The organism is Vallitalea pronyensis, assembly GCF_018141445.1.
Classification (GTDB): domain Bacteria; phylum Bacillota; class Clostridia; order Lachnospirales; family Vallitaleaceae; genus Vallitalea; species Vallitalea pronyensis.
This window is the reverse complement of record NZ_CP058649.1, coordinates 4,233,697-4,251,582: the sequence shown is the minus strand read 5'-3', so window position 1 is coordinate 4,251,582 and position 17,886 is coordinate 4,233,697. Positions and strand designations below refer to the sequence as shown.

The following is a 17,886-nucleotide window of genomic DNA, read 5'->3' as shown; positions in this document are numbered from 1 at the left end:
GTTATAAAATAATAAGACATTAAAGGAGGACAACAATATGTCAGATGCAAAGTCCATGGTAAGGGCATTAATTGCACGTGCTAAGGCAGCACAAGAAATAGCGGAAGGTTACAGCCAAAAGCAAGTGGATGCGTTAGTGACGGCAATTGCTTGGGATATGGTAAACGTCGACAATGCGAAGGCGGTTGCAACACTTGCAATAGAAGAGTCTCATCTGGGTAATTATGAAGGCAAATATGGTAAGTTAATGAAAAAAGTGCGAGGTGCACTACGGGATATGAAAGACTGTAAGTCCGTTGGTGTCATTGAGCGGGTTCCAGAAAAAGGATTGATTAAGTTTGCAAAACCCGTAGGTGTCATTGGTGCATTAGTACCTTGTACTAATCCAGAAGCGACACCTGTGATTAAAGCTATGAATGCCATTAAGGGGCGTAATGCCATTGTATTTGCACCACACCCACGTACGAAGAAAACCAATAAACTCATTGTAGATATGATGCGGGCAACCCTTAAGAAACATGGAGCACCGGAAGATTTGATTGTGACCATTGAAGAGCCCTCCCTTGATTCAAGTAATGAATTAATGAAGCAATGTGACCTTGTTGTGGCGACAGGTGGTGCTGGCATGGTGAAGTCAGCTTATTCATCAGGCACGCCAGCATACGGGGTTGGAGCTGGTAATGCGGTCATTATTGTTGATGAAACGGCTGATATAAAAGATGCGGCACATAAGATTAAATTAAGTAAAACATTCGATTTTGCAACAAGTTGTTCAGCGGAGAATGCCTTAGTTATCGTTGAAAGCGTTTACGATGATTTAGTTGCTCATTTACAAGCTGAAGGCGGCCATTTAGCCACATCTGAGGAAAAGACCAAGTTACAAAGCGCTATGTGGGAAGATGGGCATCTTAGTCGTCATATTGTAGCTCAACCAGCAGGTAAGATTGCAGACCTTGCAGGTATAAACATTGGCGAAAAAGAGGTATTTATCATGGTTGAGGAAGATGGTGTTGGACCGGATTATCCTTTCTCAGGTGAGAAGATGTCCGTTGTGGTGACGCTGTATAAGGTAAAAGATTTCGACGCTGCTGTAGCCAAAGTCAATGACATCACAGGTTACCAAGGTGCTGGTCACTCATGTGGTATACATACAACCGATCAAGATAGAGTCGAAACATTAGGAAATAAAGTTAAGGTTAGCCGTATCATGGTTAGGCAACCGCAATGCTATGCCAATAGCGGCAACTGGGATAACGGTATGCCCTTTACATTAACACTTGGTTGCGGTACTTGGGGTGGTAATGTATCTTCTGAGAACATTACTTGGAAGCAATTTATTAATGTCACTTGGGTATCTGAACCCATTAAAGAAGTCATTCCTTCAGATGAAGAATTATTTGGTGATTTAGCTAAGTAATCCATGTTTGAAAGGAGAGAATGCTATGTTAGTCAATATGGTTAAGATGATGAAAGAAGCTGCTGTTGCAGATAAAGCCGTTCCAGGGTTTAACGTATATGGATACGAAGATGCTAAGATGGTCATTGAAGTAGCAGAAGCGTTAAATGCGCCTGCCATTCTTATGACCAATAAAGATGCTGTAGCCCATATGGATGTCAAGTATCAGGCAGCCTTATATGGAGCAATGGGTGAAGACACGGACATTCCAGTATGTGTACATCTGGACCATGGAAAAGATTATGCGTTATGTGCTAAGGCAATTTGTGCAGGATATACGTCGGTGATGTATGATGGTTCAGGACTGCCATTAGAGGAAAACATACGTCAAACACAAGAAGTTGTTCGTCTTGCACACGCGTGCGCAATATCTGTAGAGGCTGAAATCGGTTGTGTTGGTTATAACGATCCATCCATTCATGCAATAGCCATGTACACAGACCCAGCAGAAGCCAAGCAATTTGCAGAAGAAACAGGTGTTGATGCATTGGCTGTAGCTGTGGGAACACTTCACCGTATGCAGGTACAAGATGCGAAGATTCAATATGAACGTTTAGAACAGATACAGGAGCTGACAGACGTACCATTGGTGATTCATGGTTCAACAGGTCTTACAGATGATGATTTAACGAAGCTTGCTGCTACAAGCGTCGCAAAAGTCAATATCGGTACAGCACTTCGCATGGCTTTTGGTCATACCCTGCGTGAAGAAATAATGGCTGATTCACAGGCATTTGATCGTATTAAATGCTTTAAAAGGCCTATGGAAGCCATAAAAGAAGTCATTCATCAGAAATATAAGCGACTAGGTTGGTAGATTATTGTATCAATAGATTGGAGGGGAAAACATGGTAGAACATCAAAAAGAACCTTATGCCTATGGGTATAATGCCATTACGGAGCTTGAAGGAAAACATGGTGATATGCGTATGGACGTTGGTATTATTCGTGTGAAAGATGGTTTTTCATATGAAAATCATGAGGCAAAAGAAAGAGCCATTCTATTAATAGAAGGGGAAGTGACTTTTGAATGGGATGGTTATAGGGAAACAATGAAGCGTGTGAGTTGCTTTGATGACAATCCAGTGTGTTTGCATGTACCGAGAGATACGAAAGTGGTTATCACGGGTAAGGATGAATCAGAACTGTGTTATGAGGCAGTTGAGAATGATAACATGTTTGAGGCTAAATTATATGGGCAAGAAGATACTGTCAGTGAGGTATTTGGTAAGGATGTTCTTGGCAATACGTCTAATCGTACAGTAAGAACCATTATTGATGATGATATAGCGCCTTATTCTAATCTTGTTATAGGTGAAGTCATTAATCATCCTGGTAAATCGTCTTCGTATCCGCCTCATTATCATGTACAACCGGAAGTATATCATTATCGTTTTTTACCGGATACGGGATATGGTTTTAGTTTAATTGGTGATGATGCTTATAAAGTAGAGCATAGGAGTACATCTTGTATAAGGAGTAATGTGGTGCATCCGCAGTGTTCGGCGCCGGGGTATGCTATGTATTATGTATGGATGATTCCTCATATTGAAGAGAAGCGTTGGTTGAAGGATAGGACGTTTGAGGAGAAGCATGTTTGGTTGTTGGATGAGGATGTGGAGGTTTGGGGGGAGAAGTAGCTTGATTGATTGCTGATTGCTGGTTGGTTTTAGGGTAGTGCAAGGGGGCGTAGTTTAATAGGTCGTTAAAGAAAGTTTTGTTAATGTTGCCTAAGCATAACTAAGCTCACTGCAAGTAATCTTGCTAAATCTTAAAAACTCCCTGCGGTCAGACAGTTTAAGATTTTTAACGCAAGATTACTTTTCGTTCGCTAAGATATGCTAAGGCAGCATTAAAAGTCACTTTCTTTAGCGACCTATTAAGCTACTAGGCTGCGTTAGATGTGGTGCAAGGTGTTGGTAAGTGGAAGAGTTTTATTAGAGGTATAGGGTGTTTAATTAAGATGTATAGGGTCAAGTAAAACTCAGTTATGTATCCTGTACAATGTGAAACATTTAAGGAGGTAAAATGTAGGGATGGAAACGATTCGATTAACGATGGCCCAGGCTTTGGTGAGGTTTTTGGATAGTCAGTATGTGGTGTTTGATGGGGTGGAACAGAAGTTTGTGAAAGGTATTTTTACGATTTTTGGACATGGTAATGTTCTGGGTCTTGGTCAGGCGTTAGAGCAGGATTCAGGGGATTTGGTTGTGCATCAAGGGCGTAATGAACAGGGGATGGCACATGCGGCTATTGGTTATGCGAAGCAGAAGCATCGTAAGCAAATCTATGCGTGTACGTCTTCGGTAGGTCCAGGAGCTGCTAACATGGTGACAGCAGCGGCGACGGCCACGGCGAATCGAATACCGGTATTATTCTTGCCAGGTGATACGTATGCTTCGAGACAACCAGATCCAGTACTGCAACAGGTGGAGCAGTTTCATGATTTGAATCTGTCGACTAATGATTGTTACCGTGGGGTGAGTAAGTATTGGGATCGTATTAGTCGTCCTGAGCAGTTAATGTATTCCATGATTCATGCCATGCGTGTTTTAACGGACCCGGCTGAAACAGGTGCTGTCACCATAGCATTGCCTCAGGACGTTCAAGGTGAGGCTTATGATTATCCAGTGCGCTTCTTTGACAAACGTGTGCATAGAATTGAGAGAACCCTTCCTACAGAAGGGATGATTCAAGATGCTGTTGAGATGATTGAAAAGAAGAAGAAACCGTTGATTGTGTGTGGTGGAGGTGTTCGCTATTCAGAAGCAGGGGAGGCCCTTCGGGTCTTTGCTGAAACCTTTCATATTCCTTTTGGTGAGACACAGGCAGGTAAGAGCGCCATTGTGTATGATCACCCGTTAAACATGGGTGGTATTGGTACGACAGGCTGTTATGCTGCTAATGTACTAGCCAAAGAGGCGGATGTGGTGATTGGCATTGGTACGCGTTATACAGATTTTACAACGGCTTCTAAGTGGTTATTCCAAAACCCAGAAGTGGATTTTGTGAACATTAACGTGGCTTCCTTTGATGCTTATAAACTGGATGCTGTGAAGGTTGTGGCAGATGCAAAAGAAGCCATAACAGCTTTAACTAGGGGTCTTGAAGGTTATAAGTCAGGTTATGAGAGTGAAATAGTTAATGCAAAAGCAACTTGGCAGAAGGAGCTTAAACGTCTTTTTCATATTAAGTATCAAGAGAATTTTACTCCTGAGGTTGCGGGACATCTTGACCATAAGATAGAAGAGTATAAAGAGCAGTTAGGGTCATGTTTAACACAGACGAGAGTTCTTGGCTTATGTGATACATTATTAGAAAAAGATGCAGTTATTGTAGGGGCAGCTGGTAGTTTACCAGGTGATTTGCAACGTGTATGGTGTCCAAAAGAAGCCAACACCTATCACATGGAGTATGGTTATTCGTGTATGGGCTATGAAATTAATGCTGCACTTGGTGTGAAGCTTGCGGAGCCTGAACAAGAAGTGTATGCCATGGTTGGTGATGGTTCATACATGATGCTTCACTCAGAGCTTGTTACATCCATACAGGAGAGAGTTAAGATCAATGTATTGTTGTTTGATAACATGACATTTGGTTGTATTAATAATTTGCAGATGGGTCATGGCATGGGTAGCTTTGGTACAGAGATGCGTTATAGAAACCCTGAAACGGGTATGCTGGATGACAATCTTATCACCATTGATTTTGCTATGTGTGCAGCAGGTTATGGCTGCAAAACGTATACCGTTACAACAGAAGAAGAGTTCATTGCAGCTTTAGCTGATGCTAAAAAGCAAAAGGTATCCACCCTTATGGATATTAAAGTATTACCAAAAACCATGACAGATGGTTACGAGTCATGGTGGCGTGTTGGTAATGCACAAGTTGCTGAAAAGGCAAGTATTACCAATGCCACAAGAAAACTCAATACAGAAATAGATAAGGCAAGACCCTATTAATGGTACATGATTAAGGAGAGAAGGTTGTAGATATGTTTGATAAGCATAAAGTAAAATTAGGTATTGCTCCAATTGCGTGGACAAACGATGATTTGCCAGAGTTAGGTGGGGAAAACACCTTTGAGCAATGTGTCAGTGAAATGGCTTTAGCAGGGTATGCAGGAAGCGAAGTGGGTAATAAATATCCAAAAGATCCCAAAGTGCTTAAAAAGTATTTGGACATTCGGGGTGTACAAATCTGTAATGCATGGTTTTCAACGCTATTTACATCTGAGCCAGAAGAAGTGACAATTGATAATTTCATCAAACATCGTGATTTCTTACATGCTGTGGGTGCTAAGATGATTGGTTGTTCTGAGCAAGGGAACAGTATCCAAGGGACAACAAAACCGGTATTTGAAGAAAAACCAATCTATACAGAAGAAGAGTGGATAAAAGTAACAGAAGGTATGAATAAGTTAGCAAAATTGGCAGCTGAAAAAGGTATGAAGGTATCCTTTCATCATCATATGGGTACAGGTGTTCAAACGCCAGAAGAAGTGGACCGTTTCATGGATATGACCAATGATGATGTTTACTTATTATTTGATTCAGGTCACTTAGCTTACTCAGAAGGTCATGCTGAGGCAGCTTATGCTGTCTTAAGGAAACATGTTGGGCGCGTAGCTCATGTGCATCTAAAGGACATTCGCCTTGATGTGGTGAACAAAGTGAAAGCCGAGAAATTAAGTTTCCTAGAAGGTGTTAAATTAGGTGCATTCACTATTCCTGGTGATGGGCTCATTGATTTTAAACCTCTTTTTAAGATTTTAGAAGAGGCTGATTATGAAGGTTGGATGGTAGTGGAAGCTGAGCAAGACCCAGCAATTGCAAATCCCTTTGAATATGCTGTTAGAGCAAGGGACTATATTCGAGAAAATACAGGATTATAATGGATGATAAAAGATGCATACACAACAAGAATAGAATTGGAGGATAATGATAAATGAAAAAAATGAATGTAGGTATTATTGGTGCAGGACGTATTGGTAGAGTACACGCAGAAAGCATTTCATACCATATTCCAAATGCAACCATCAAAGCTGTATCCGATGTAAGATTAGATGGTGTAAAAGAGTGGGCTAAGGGACTTGGTATCGAGGATGTGTATTCCGATTACCATAAAATCTTAGAAGATAAAGAGATTGATGCTGTACTTGTATGTTCGTCAACGGATACCCATGCACAGATCTCCATTGAAGCAGCAGAAGCTGGAAAACATATCTTCTGTGAAAAGCCTATTGATTATGATTTAGACCGTATTAATCACGTATTAGAGGTAGTGGAAAAAGCGGGTGTGAAATTCCAAGTTGGATTCAATCGCCGTTTTGACCATAATTTCGACCGCATTAACAAGGTAACAAAAGACGGTGTTATTGGAGAACCTCATATCATTAAAATCACATCTCGAGATCCTGAGCCTCCACCAATTGCCTATGTAAAAGTATCCGGTGGTATCTTTTTTGACATGGCTATACATGATTTTGATATGGCAAGATTCCAAGCAGGTTGTGAAGCAACAGAAGTCTATGCTATAGGGGATAGTCTGGTAGACCCAGAGATTGGAAAAGCGGGTGACGTGGATACAGCTATTACGACCATAAAGTTTGAAAATGGTGCCATGGCTGTTATTGATAACAGTAGAAGAGCAGCTTATGGTTATGACCAAAGAGTAGAAGTGTTCGGTTCAAAAGGCTCCATTGAAGCGAGAAATGATACCGAGACCAATACGATTATTAGAACGGCTGACAATGTAGCGTCGGATAAACCACTGTACTTCTTTTTAGAACGCTACATGGGATCCTTTGTGGAAGAAATGAAGCAATTCTTTGCAGCAATTGAAAACGATACAGAGCCGCCAGTAAAAGGCATTGACGGTCTTAACTCCGTTATTATTGCAATGGCTGCTAAAAAGTCTCTTGATGAAGGCAGACCTGTTAAAATCTCTGAAATCTACGCCGTATAAATAGAGCAAGGGGCTTTATCATCTAAGCCCTTGTTGATGGAAGTGTATCTAAGCATACGGAGTAAATAGCTAATATATATAGGAAATACAATTAATTGATTTGACATACATGCATAAAAAAGACTACCAGGAGGTGTTAACATGTCTGATATCCATCAGAGCATACAAGATATGTATGCACGCAAAAATAAGCTGCTTCAAGGTGGTGGACAGGCAAGGATTGATCGCCAGCATGCATCTGGTAAGATGACTGCTAGGGAAAGAATTGAGATGCTGCTTGATTCAAACAGCTTTGTTGAAGTTGGCGCTTTCATGAAGCACCGTTCTTCGGATTTTGGACTGGATAAAGTAGAAGCACCTGGTGATGGTGTCGTAACAGGCTATGGTACCATTGATAGCAACTTAGTCTATGTCTATGCTCAAGATTTTACGGTTATGGGTGGTTCTCTCGGTGAGGTACATGCACAGAAGATATGTAAAGTTATGGACATGGCCATGCAAAATGGTGCACCAATTATTGGTATTAATGATTCAGGTGGTGCTAGAGTGCAGGAAGGTATTGATGCCTTAAGTGGTTTTGGCGAGATTTTTTATCGTAATACAAAAGCATCGGGTATTATCCCCCAGATATCGGTTATTATGGGGCCATGTGCAGGAGGTGCTGTTTATTCACCTGCTATTACGGATTTTGTATTCATGGTTGATAATACCAGTCAGATGTTTATCACAGGACCGGAGGTTATTAAGACGGTCACAGGTGAAGTGATTACTAAGGAAGAGCTTGGTGGTGCCTATGTGCATGCAAGTAAAAGCGGTGTTGCACACTTTCATTACACCGATGAAAAGGAGTGTATAACAGCCATTAGACAATTGATTGCTTATCTTCCAGCAAACTACCTTGAAGAACCCATGGCAGTAGATATGCAAGATGACCCTAACCGGAAATCCACAACATTAGCGGATATCATACCAGATTCATCAAGTAAAGCATACAACATGCGGGATATTATACATGAAATCATTGACGTGAACAGCTTCATAGAGGTACATAAAGATTATGCCCAGAATATAATCGTTGGATTAGCCAAGATGCATAATGAAACAGTCGGCATCGTTGCTAATCAGCCTCAATTCTTAGCAGGAGCTCTTGATGTCAATGCTTCCGATAAAGCAGCAAGATTTGTGCGTTTCTGCGATAGTTTTGGTATTCCAATCGTCACATTAACAGATGTTCCTGGCTATTTTCCAGGTGTCATACAAGAACATTCAGGTATCATTCGACATGGTGCGAAGCTTCTATATGCCTATTGTGAAGCAACAGTACCTAAGATCAATATCATTCTAAGGAAAGCTTATGGTGGCGCTTACATTGCCATGAGTAGTAAACACCTAGGCGCAGATATGGTATTTGCTTGGCCCACAGCAGAAATCGCTGTTATGGGGGCTCAGGGCGCAGCCAATATTATCTTTAGAAAAGATATACATCATGCAGATGACCCAGCAGCTATGCGTGCACAGAAAGTGGAAGAATACCAAGAGAATTTTGCTAATCCATATGTGGCTGCCAGTAGAGGTTTCGTAGATGCCGTCATTGACCCAATGATGACAAGACCTTATATTGTATCTTCGTTACAAGCACTTAGAAGTAAGCGAGATGATAGACCGCGTAAAAAGCATGGTAATATACCCTTATAAAACATGTATACCATAAGACAAGACATCCTAGTCATCATGAATAATTAAAGGATGTCTTTTATCTATTAGAAGCAAGATTTAGAGTATCACTAGACTTATAATGTTGATGATAAATAAAAAGCTGATCGAACATCAGCTTTTTGTATTATTTAGGGTTTTACAATAAGATTCGTATGAGATTAAAGGGTTAACTTATGGATTTACTCTATATCCTATTGAGAAAATATGGTACAATATGATTTTGAAAGCCTATGTGTTGGATAGATGGTGTTTAAACAGTTTTTATACATCTAATAATTTGATTAAACCTATCACAATGACTGCTCCAACAACAACGGGAGTAAAGGCGATAAGCATCTGAAAGCCAAATAAATAAACATATAAGGATAATGCACCGATTAACGCTAAGAAATAGCCTTTTACTTTTTCATTCGTAATTTTCATGAGTAACCCTCCTGTGTTTTATTATAGCATATCGTAATAACAAAAAACACAAAATAAAGGGTTTTATAGTAATTAAACACCACGTATTAAATGTATTCTAAATACAATATAATTTATCTGAGTTAATGACTGATGAACATAAGAAAGGATAACAACATGGAACTATTAGCAAAAGTACTCCCCATTCTCCTACTATTTGGAGCAGGTTTTGTGATGAGAAAGACCCAATTTTTAAGCCAGGATGTGATCAATGGTTTTAAAAAGATTGTCATTGATATTGCATTACCATCGGTATTATTTATAGCCTTTGTTAATCTGGATTTTAAAATAGAATATTTCGGGTTAATTTTATCCGTTTTTATACTGTGTATAGTCATGATGGTATTAGGCTTTTTATTAAGAAAGTTGCCGATTATTCAACATCCCGCTTTACCATTTATTGTATCGGGTTTTTCCTTTGGTTTGTTGGGGATACCTTTATACATTACAGTGTTTGGCGAGGCTAACCTTTTACCCATAGCTGTCATGGGTATTGGTCACGAGTTTTTTATATGGTTTATTTATGTATCCGTTATGAAATTTAGTATGGGGAAGGAAAAATTAAGCTTAGATACCATAAAGGGATTCTTAACATCCCCGTTAATCCTTGCCATTATACTTGGTGTAGGCATTAACTTGTTAGGGTTAAGTCACCTGTTAAAAGATAATTATCTGCTTCATGGCATTTATTTAACCTTAGAAAGCATAAGTAAAATTGCCACACCTCTTATCCTTATGGTTATTGGTTATGGGTTAAGCTTTAACAAAGCTTATGCAAAATTAACCATTATGTTTGTTGCCTTGCGCTTTGTGCTCATGTTAGCTGTGGGTTATCTATTTAAGTTCATCATCATTGACCGATTGATTACATTTGACCACTACATGAACTACGCTTATTTTACATTGTTAATTTTACCACCCCCCTTCTCAGCATCTGTACTTGTAGGCAAATATGGCGGTAGTGACGATCAGGTTAAACTTGTGAATAATATTACAGTGGTATCCACGTGTTTATGTATCGCTACTTATATTGTGTATATGTTTGTTACCCAATAGAAGTGGTACATTAAGTATAACAATCAGGGAAGTACATCATGAAATGATAGGAAATCAGTATAATTAGTACCGATAGTTAATATATGTGTAATAAATAGATATATCAAGATGCTGTTTCAGTGACATTGAGAGAGCATCTTTTTCGATATTACTTTAACTATTCACAGAGCAGTAGATATTGACATAAATTTATGAATTGACATGAAAAGGAAAGAATGATATAATTTCAAAAAAATATGGAGGTTTGTCTAGTGGAATTCAGAAAATTAAATGTTTTTATATGTGGTGTTTTGGTTGTACTTGGGATGATTGTGCCAAGTTATGCAAAAGAGACATTCAGTGGGGAGAAAGAAGTAATTACGCAGGATCAAGCAACGCTTATGACATCTGAAGAAGCCATATCTTTTGCTAAAAAGGCTGTAAAAACATACTTTGACATATCAATAAATGATACATTTAAGCAAAATATTTCTCCCTACAATGGTTTTTTTTATTGGGAAAAGATAGATAAGAATGAAAGTATATCTATCAGAATTGATGAGTCTAGACAAGTATTGGAGGCAAATGTTAACAAAATATTTAATGATAAAGATATAAATGTACCTCTTTTTAGCTTTGAAGAGGCCAAGAAGAAAGCTGATCATTATATGATGGAATTTTTTCCTAAAGAATATAAAACCAGTCATATTAATTTAGATTTATCTCAATATGATAGTGATACACATGGCTATAAAATCATATATAGTCGTTATGTTAATGATGTCTATTGTATGTATAATAGCATAACGATAGTCGTTAATAGTATCTCTGGTGAGGTATCAGGATTTTCTAAAGAATGGGACCATGACCTAGGTACCATTGAAGCTGTAGATCATATTATTTCTAGTAAAGAAGCTGAAAAAATATTTAGAGAACATGTAAAAATGGAATTGTTGTATCGACCATGCCAATATGACTATAATCAACCTGTTGAAGCTATTAAACTTGTATATCGACCTACAATTGATAAAGATTACTTTATTGATGCCAAAAACAAAAAGTCACCAATGAACACGATTAATAGTAACATCGACAAAGAAGCTTCATCATGTGATATTAGTCTTGAAAGAAAGAAAAGCATTTACAAGGCGAAAAGTAAAAGAGGTTTAAACCCATCAGTGATATCAAGTGATAGAGCAAAGAAAGTCATGAAACAATATCTTCAACATGTATATAAAGAACCAATCAATATACGTGATTTAGAGCTTAGTGAAAGTCAAGATCCTCCTTATGAAATATGGCAAGCTACATTTCAAAGCGGACCTATAACAGGAACGATTGACATAAACGCTAAAACAGAAATGGTAGAGTTTATTTCACAATTTGCGTCAGAAGGACCTCATGATTCCGACGAACTCTTAAAGCCTATTTTTACATGGGAAGAAGGTTATGAAAAAGCTGTAGAAGTCATAAGTACACTGTATCCAGATAAGATTATGGAGCTTGAAACGAAACAGCATAAACCTAAACCTACTGAATACGATAGCTGCAATTATGTATATAACCATATTGGTTTTGGTATGATTTATGATTATACTTTTAAACGTTCAGTGAATAACATTCCATTTGAGGACAGCTATATTAGTATTAGTATTAATTCTCTTGATGGAACACCAGACCAATGTATAATTCGTTGGCAAGATTTAGAGTTCCCAAAGATGCCGTTAATAAGTGACAAAGAAGCCCTTGATATATTCTTTGAAACATTTAAGGTACAACTTGTTTATGATCAATTAGATACTTATTCATCTGAAAATAAACGATTAGCGCCTCGATACATCACTGGGTTAGGATTACAAAATAACTATGGCTATACAGGAGATATTGATGCATCCAGTGGTGTTGTCCTCGATGCTAATGGGTATCAACAAGTTCATAATAAAAAGGTATTTTTAGAAAAAATTAAAGGTCATCCGAATCAAAAAGCTCTCGCAATCATGAACAATATAAGCAGATTAGATATTCATTATACGGATTTACAAAAAGAAGTCACCCTAATTGATGTTATTCGCTTGTTAAATGTAAAGGATAATCTATTCGATATTATCACCGATTCAGACTTTGATGAACTATCATTTAAGAATATATCCCCATCACACAAGTATTATAGAGACGTGCAAAATGCTGTATATTGTGGTATGTTAGATAATACAAGTACTTATTTATACCTGGATAGGAAAATAACAAGAGAACAACTGGCAGAGATTATTGTGAACTATATTGATGGACAGATTGATAAGTATGATGATACCTTTCCTGCTAAGGTCAGCGATGTATCAAAAATTAATAATAAATACAAAAGTCATGTAGCAATCTGTGTAAATGAGGGGATAATGTCTCTTGACACAAAAGGCGCATTTAGACCCAAAGACTCATTAACACTAGAGGATGCGGTAGCGATTATCTATGATGCTCTTGTGAAGTTAACTTTAGATAATCAATAAGTACTTAATTTATTCATACTCAGGAGGTAGGGTAAAATCTATGAAGTATAAGCATAACATGTGTAACTGATGTATTAGGAAATGATATGTTCCCCTTATGATAGACATCCAATATCAAATAAAGCATAGCAAATAGGAGAAATGTACAATGAAGATGGTTACAGCTGACTTACAAGATCAAGAGAATATCATGGCATTACTCGAAGCATGTGTCGCCAATATGCGTGCAAAAGAGATTTATCAATGGAATGAAATTTATCCTAATGCAGACATTATGGTTCAAGATATACAGTCAAAAAATCTTTTCATTATGAAAAGTGACCAAGAGTACTACGGTATCATTACATTAAATGAAGATCAGGAGGAAGAATATAACACCGTTAAATGGCAGTATGAAGGTAAGATATTAGTGATTCATCGACTAGCCATTAACCCTACCTATGAGGGACAAGGTATAGGCAGCAACATAATGGCCTTTGCTGAGAATTACGGGAAAGAAAAGGGCTATGATGCCATACGGTTTGACACTTATAGTGGCAACCCTCGTGCGGTTAGATTTTATCAACGTCTGGGGTTTGAAAAAGTGGGTCAAGTATTTTTTCCTCATAGAGAATTACCCTTTTATTGTTATGAGAAAAAACTAACATGAACACGTTAATCGATGATTTCATGAAGGAATGGCATTAAATTTAATTAACGCGTTGATTTACGGTCCTAGTAGTGTTATTATTTTAAAGAATAGGATAAGCTCAATGGATACATGACGCGTTATTTTTATTGGGTTTCAACCATGAATAGGCGTATCCTATTATTCTGATCTGAGCCGATTCAGAAGAATGTGTTATTTTCTAAAGGGGACTGAAACATGAACGAAAAGTTTTTTAAGTTGGATAGTGAGAAGCAAGAGCGAATACTCAATGCAGCATTGAATGAATTTGCATCTTTTGGATACGATAAAGCTTCAACGAATAATATAGTCAAAAATGCTGGCATTTCAAAAGGTCTACTCTTTCATTACTTCAATAGTAAAAAAGAATTGTATTATTTTTTATATAATTATAGTGTTGATTATGCCATTGAGAAATTTAATGGTGAGATGGATTATCAAGAAAAAGATTTATTATTATTTTTAGAAAAAACCCTTTTTATTAAAATTCAATTAATGCGTAAATATCCTAATTTATTTAATTTCTTTATCAGTTGTTATATGGATACAGCTAAAGAAGCAAAAGAACTAAATATCATGAATGATGCAAGGGCACTGGAATTAAAGAATAATGCCTACAAGCATATGGACTATACCTTATTTCGGGAAGATATGGACTTTGCTAGGATGATGGCGACCATTGAAGGTACTTTGGAACAGTTCAGTACCAATGAAATGAGGAAATTACAGATTACAGGTGGCGAATTAGATTTGGATTATATGTATAATGAAATTACAGCCTATACGGCCATGTTTAGACGTCTCTTTTATAAACCTGAACATGGCGGTGGTAAGTAGTCAGTACTAATAAAAGTGAACGCAATAGCTGCCTATTTCAATTGATAAATTGACGGAGGTAGCTATTCTATTTAGCAAGCTGATTATTTTCTTGTCTTATTACTTTAATAAAGTGATTTGATAAAACATATATTAAAATAGAATGTGATTAGCCATATAACACTTAAATAATTAAAGATAAATTTCATTATTAAAATTAATAATTAATCGTAAGCATAAATCAAAAGCCCATAAATAAAGGGTTTTCATTGCATAAATATCCGAAAGACAACGCATATAAATTCGTAACATTTGTAAGGTGGTTTTTATTGAAAAAATATGGTTGTTATTGCTGGACAATTATGTGATAATAGGTATGTAAAAGCCTATATTTCTGACAGATAGACCCTATTTTATGACAGTGAAGACGCTGTCATAAAAATACAAACAAAAATATGTTAAAGGGGGAAGTAAATGTCTTACGATAATCCACTCCACGTAACATCTGAAATAGGGAGACTTGTTTCAGTTATTCTTCATAGACCGTCTCACGAACTTGAAAATCTAACACCAAACCTTATGGAAAAATTATTGTTTGATGAAATTCCATATTTAAAAGAAGCTATTCGTGAACATGATTATTTTGCGTCAACACTCAAGAGACAAGGTGTTGAGGTTTTATATCTATCCGATTTAATAGCTACAGCTATTGCTGATCCCAAGGTTAGAGCCATGTTTATTAATGATTTTCTCAATGAAGCCAACATATATGATGATGGCATGAAATATACATTACAAGGGTATTTTGAAGAAAAAGACGATGCCATGCTCATTAGAAAAATGATGGCAGGTATTCGGAAAAACGAATTGGCCAACATACCAACCCAGTCCTTAGCCTATCTGGTTCATGAAACCTATCCATTTGTGATAGACCCTATGCCTAATTTGTATTTCACAAGAGACCCAGCAGCTATCATTGGCGGCGGTATAGCACTGAATCACATGCGTACAAAAACCAGAAACCGTGAAACCTTGTTTATGAAATACATTATGAAACACCATCCTCGTTTTAAAGATGCAGATATACCTATTTTATACAATCGTGATGCGAAGACATCTTTGGAAGGTGGCGACATCCTTGTACTGGGTAAAGGTGTTCTTGCTATAGGAATTTCTGAACGGTCTGAAGCACATTCTATTGAGACATTGGCTAGAAATATATTTAAAGCAGGGGAAGAATTTCATACCGTTTTAGCTTTTAATATACCTAAAAAGAGAGCATTTATGCACTTGGACACAGTATTTACCATGATTGATCACGATAAGTTTACCATTCACCACGAAATCGAAGGACCTTTGACGGTCTATTCCATTACCAAACAAGAGGACAATCAGGTGCGGATTCATGAAGAGAGTGCAACCTTAGAGGATATTTTGAAGAAATATTTAGGTTTATCGTCTGTTACCTTAATCCGTTGCGCTGGTGGTGATAAAATAGATGGTCCTAGAGAACAATGGAACGATGGCTCGAACACACTTGCAATAGCACCAGGGGAAGTTGTGGTGTATTCAAGAAACTATGTCACCAATCGCATATTAAATGAGAATGGTGTGAAAACACATGTTATTCACAGTTCCGAATTATCACGAGGACGGGGTGGTCCAAGATGTATGAGTATGCCCATTGTCCGAGAAGATAACCCATAAAAATGCTAGGCTCTTCACAAGTGAAGGTTGGCAAATACACAGATGGGACCAACCTATCATGTTGAAGGGTCAAAAATCTAATCATACATGTTAAACTTAACAACTATACAAAAGGAGGATGAACAAATATGGCATTTAATTTAAAAGGAAGACATCTATTATCTTTAGAAGATTATTCGAAGAAAGAAATTGAGTATCTTATTGATCTAGCAAGTGAGTTAAAGCGACAAAAATATGCAGGTATCCGTCCACGTAACTTAGAAGGTAAAAACATTGCTCTAATTTTTGAAAAGCCTTCTACGAGGACACGATGTGCTTTTGTAGTTGCTGCTGTTGACGAAGGCGCTCATCCTGAGTATCTTGGAAAAGGGGATATTCAATTAGGCAAGAAAGAATCTGTTGCCGACACAGCTAAGGTATTGGGACGTATGTTTGATGGTATCCAGTTTAGAGGATTCAAGCATGAGACAGTGGTTGGCCTTGCAGAGAATGCTGGTGTGCCTGTATGGAATGGGCTAACAGATAAGTTCCATCCAACACAGATTTTAGCAGATTTCTTAACGATTTTCGAACATAAAGGCTATCTAAAAGGCATTAAATTTGCTTATGTAGGTGATGGCCGAAATAATATGGCCAACTCATTAATGATTGGTGCTGCAAAAGTAGGTATGGATTTCCGTATTGTATCACCTGCTTCTTTATTCCCAGAAGATGCATTAGTTGCTAAAGCATTAGATTTTGCAGAAGAATCTGGAGCATCCATTACGGTAACGGATTCTGTAGATGAAGGTGTTGAAGATGTGGATGTCATCTATACAGATGTATGGGTATCCATGGGTGAAGAAGAGCATTTTGAAGAAAGAATCAGCTTATTACAACCCTATCAAGTGAATAAAGATATGATGGATAAGGCTCATCCAGAGGCTATATTTATGCATTGTCTGCCTGCATTCCATGATCAAGAAACCATCGTCGGCCGTGAGATTAAAGAAAAACATGGTATAGAAGAAATGGAAGTGACAGATGAAGTATTTAGCAGCAAACAATCGGTTGTTTTTGATGAAGCAGAAAACAGAATGCATACAATCAAAGCCGTTATGGTTGCTACACTATAGATTAAAATAGAATAAAATAACACTATAATCATCCTTTATATTATTGGTCCGATCCTATGTGTATGCATATGGCTTCGGTTTTATATAAGTATGTGACATCATCGTATGCATGATTAAGCTTGTATAATGACAAAATAGTATAGAGGATGATGCATGTTTATGGAAGGAAAAGGGTCTACATAAAGAAAATAGGAGCAGTTTCAAGGAGAAGTAAGGTTGAAAGTCACAAAGTTCTAGGTAGCCATTAATAGACTAACGCATATGGTGACTATGTCATGGTTGCTTTTGATGGTCAAGGGACATTTAGGTGTTTATTTGTTGTATATGGATGGCGATTTTTGATTATATCGCTAATCAGCATGTGGGGTTTCATGATGCAAAACGTGTATATATGGTCAACGTAGATGCATCATTGCATCCATAATAGAATAAATGCAGAAC

Annotated in this window: 14 protein-coding genes; 13 read left to right on the top strand and 1 reads right to left on the bottom strand. The window is 37.5% G+C overall.

What is annotated here, in order from left to right; translation table 11 throughout:
* The first annotated feature begins 37 nt into the window (after nucleotides 1-37).
* The 7 genes from HZI73_RS17770 (at nucleotide 38) to HZI73_RS17740 (ending at nucleotide 9,118) form a co-directional block, all read left to right on the top strand.
* Complete coding sequence (locus tag HZI73_RS17770; RefSeq protein WP_212694717.1) at nucleotides 38-1,417, top strand: aldehyde dehydrogenase family protein; 1,380 nt, start codon at nucleotides 38-40, stop codon at nucleotides 1,415-1,417.
* A gap of 25 nt (nucleotides 1,418-1,442) precedes the next feature.
* Nucleotides 1,443-2,273, top strand: a complete 831-nt coding sequence (locus HZI73_RS17765) for a class II fructose-bisphosphate aldolase (RefSeq protein ID WP_212694716.1) — start codon at nucleotides 1,443-1,445, stop codon at nucleotides 2,271-2,273.
* A gap of 31 nt (nucleotides 2,274-2,304) precedes the next feature.
* Complete coding sequence (locus HZI73_RS17760; RefSeq protein ID WP_212694715.1) at nucleotides 2,305-3,096, top strand: 5-deoxy-glucuronate isomerase; 792 nt, start codon at nucleotides 2,305-2,307, stop codon at nucleotides 3,094-3,096.
* Nucleotides 3,097-3,492: 396 nt separating this feature from the next.
* Entirely contained in the window at nucleotides 3,493-5,418 is a 1,926-nt protein-coding gene (gene iolD / locus HZI73_RS17755) for a 3D-(3,5/4)-trihydroxycyclohexane-1,2-dione acylhydrolase (decyclizing) (RefSeq protein ID WP_212694714.1), read from the top strand.
* 32 nt (nucleotides 5,419-5,450) lie between these two features.
* Nucleotides 5,451-6,350: a myo-inosose-2 dehydratase gene (iolE, locus tag HZI73_RS17750; RefSeq protein WP_212694713.1), complete on the top strand. Its 900-nt coding sequence runs from the start codon at nucleotides 5,451-5,453 to the stop codon at nucleotides 6,348-6,350.
* A 53-nt stretch (nucleotides 6,351-6,403) separates the two neighbouring features.
* Nucleotides 6,404-7,423 carry an inositol 2-dehydrogenase gene (gene iolG, locus HZI73_RS17745; RefSeq protein WP_212694712.1) on the top strand — a complete coding sequence of 340 codons (1,020 nt, stop codon included), beginning with the start codon at nucleotides 6,404-6,406 and terminating at the stop codon, nucleotides 7,421-7,423.
* A 141-nt stretch (nucleotides 7,424-7,564) separates the two neighbouring features.
* Complete coding sequence (locus HZI73_RS17740) at nucleotides 7,565-9,118, top strand: acyl-CoA carboxylase subunit beta (protein WP_212694711.1); 1,554 nt, start codon at nucleotides 7,565-7,567, stop codon at nucleotides 9,116-9,118.
* A gap of 282 nt (nucleotides 9,119-9,400) precedes the next feature.
* Here HZI73_RS17740 and HZI73_RS17735 read toward each other — a convergent pair whose 3' ends face one another.
* Nucleotides 9,401-9,562 carry a hypothetical protein gene (locus tag HZI73_RS17735; RefSeq protein WP_212694710.1) on the bottom strand — a complete coding sequence of 54 codons (162 nt, stop codon included), beginning with the start codon at nucleotides 9,560-9,562 and terminating at the stop codon, nucleotides 9,401-9,403.
* A gap of 132 nt (nucleotides 9,563-9,694) precedes the next feature.
* Here HZI73_RS17735 and HZI73_RS17730 point away from each other — a divergent pair, with 132 nt between their 5' ends.
* The 6 genes from HZI73_RS17730 (at nucleotide 9,695) to argF (ending at nucleotide 17,445) form a co-directional block, all read left to right on the top strand.
* Nucleotides 9,695-10,657, top strand: coding sequence for an AEC family transporter (locus HZI73_RS17730; RefSeq protein ID WP_212694709.1), 963 nt, complete (start codon nucleotides 9,695-9,697; stop codon nucleotides 10,655-10,657).
* A gap of 251 nt (nucleotides 10,658-10,908) precedes the next feature.
* Complete coding sequence (locus tag HZI73_RS17725; protein ID WP_212694708.1) at nucleotides 10,909-13,140, top strand: S-layer homology domain-containing protein; 2,232 nt, start codon at nucleotides 10,909-10,911, stop codon at nucleotides 13,138-13,140.
* Between the two features lie 148 nt (nucleotides 13,141-13,288).
* A complete protein-coding gene (locus HZI73_RS17720; protein ID WP_212694707.1) occupies nucleotides 13,289-13,789 on the top strand; it encodes a GNAT family N-acetyltransferase in 501 nt (166 codons plus the stop codon).
* A 216-nt stretch (nucleotides 13,790-14,005) separates the two neighbouring features.
* Entirely contained in the window at nucleotides 14,006-14,644 is a 639-nt protein-coding gene (locus tag HZI73_RS17715; protein WP_212694706.1) for a TetR/AcrR family transcriptional regulator, read from the top strand.
* A 453-nt stretch (nucleotides 14,645-15,097) separates the two neighbouring features.
* Nucleotides 15,098-16,330 (top strand): arginine deiminase, encoded by a 1,233-nt coding sequence (gene arcA, locus HZI73_RS17710; protein WP_212694705.1) that lies wholly within the window; start codon nucleotides 15,098-15,100, stop codon nucleotides 16,328-16,330.
* 128 nt (nucleotides 16,331-16,458) lie between these two features.
* Nucleotides 16,459-17,445 carry an ornithine carbamoyltransferase gene (gene argF / locus HZI73_RS17705; RefSeq protein ID WP_212694704.1) on the top strand — a complete coding sequence of 329 codons (987 nt, stop codon included), beginning with the start codon at nucleotides 16,459-16,461 and terminating at the stop codon, nucleotides 17,443-17,445.
* Nucleotides 17,446-17,886: the final 441 nt, after the last annotated feature.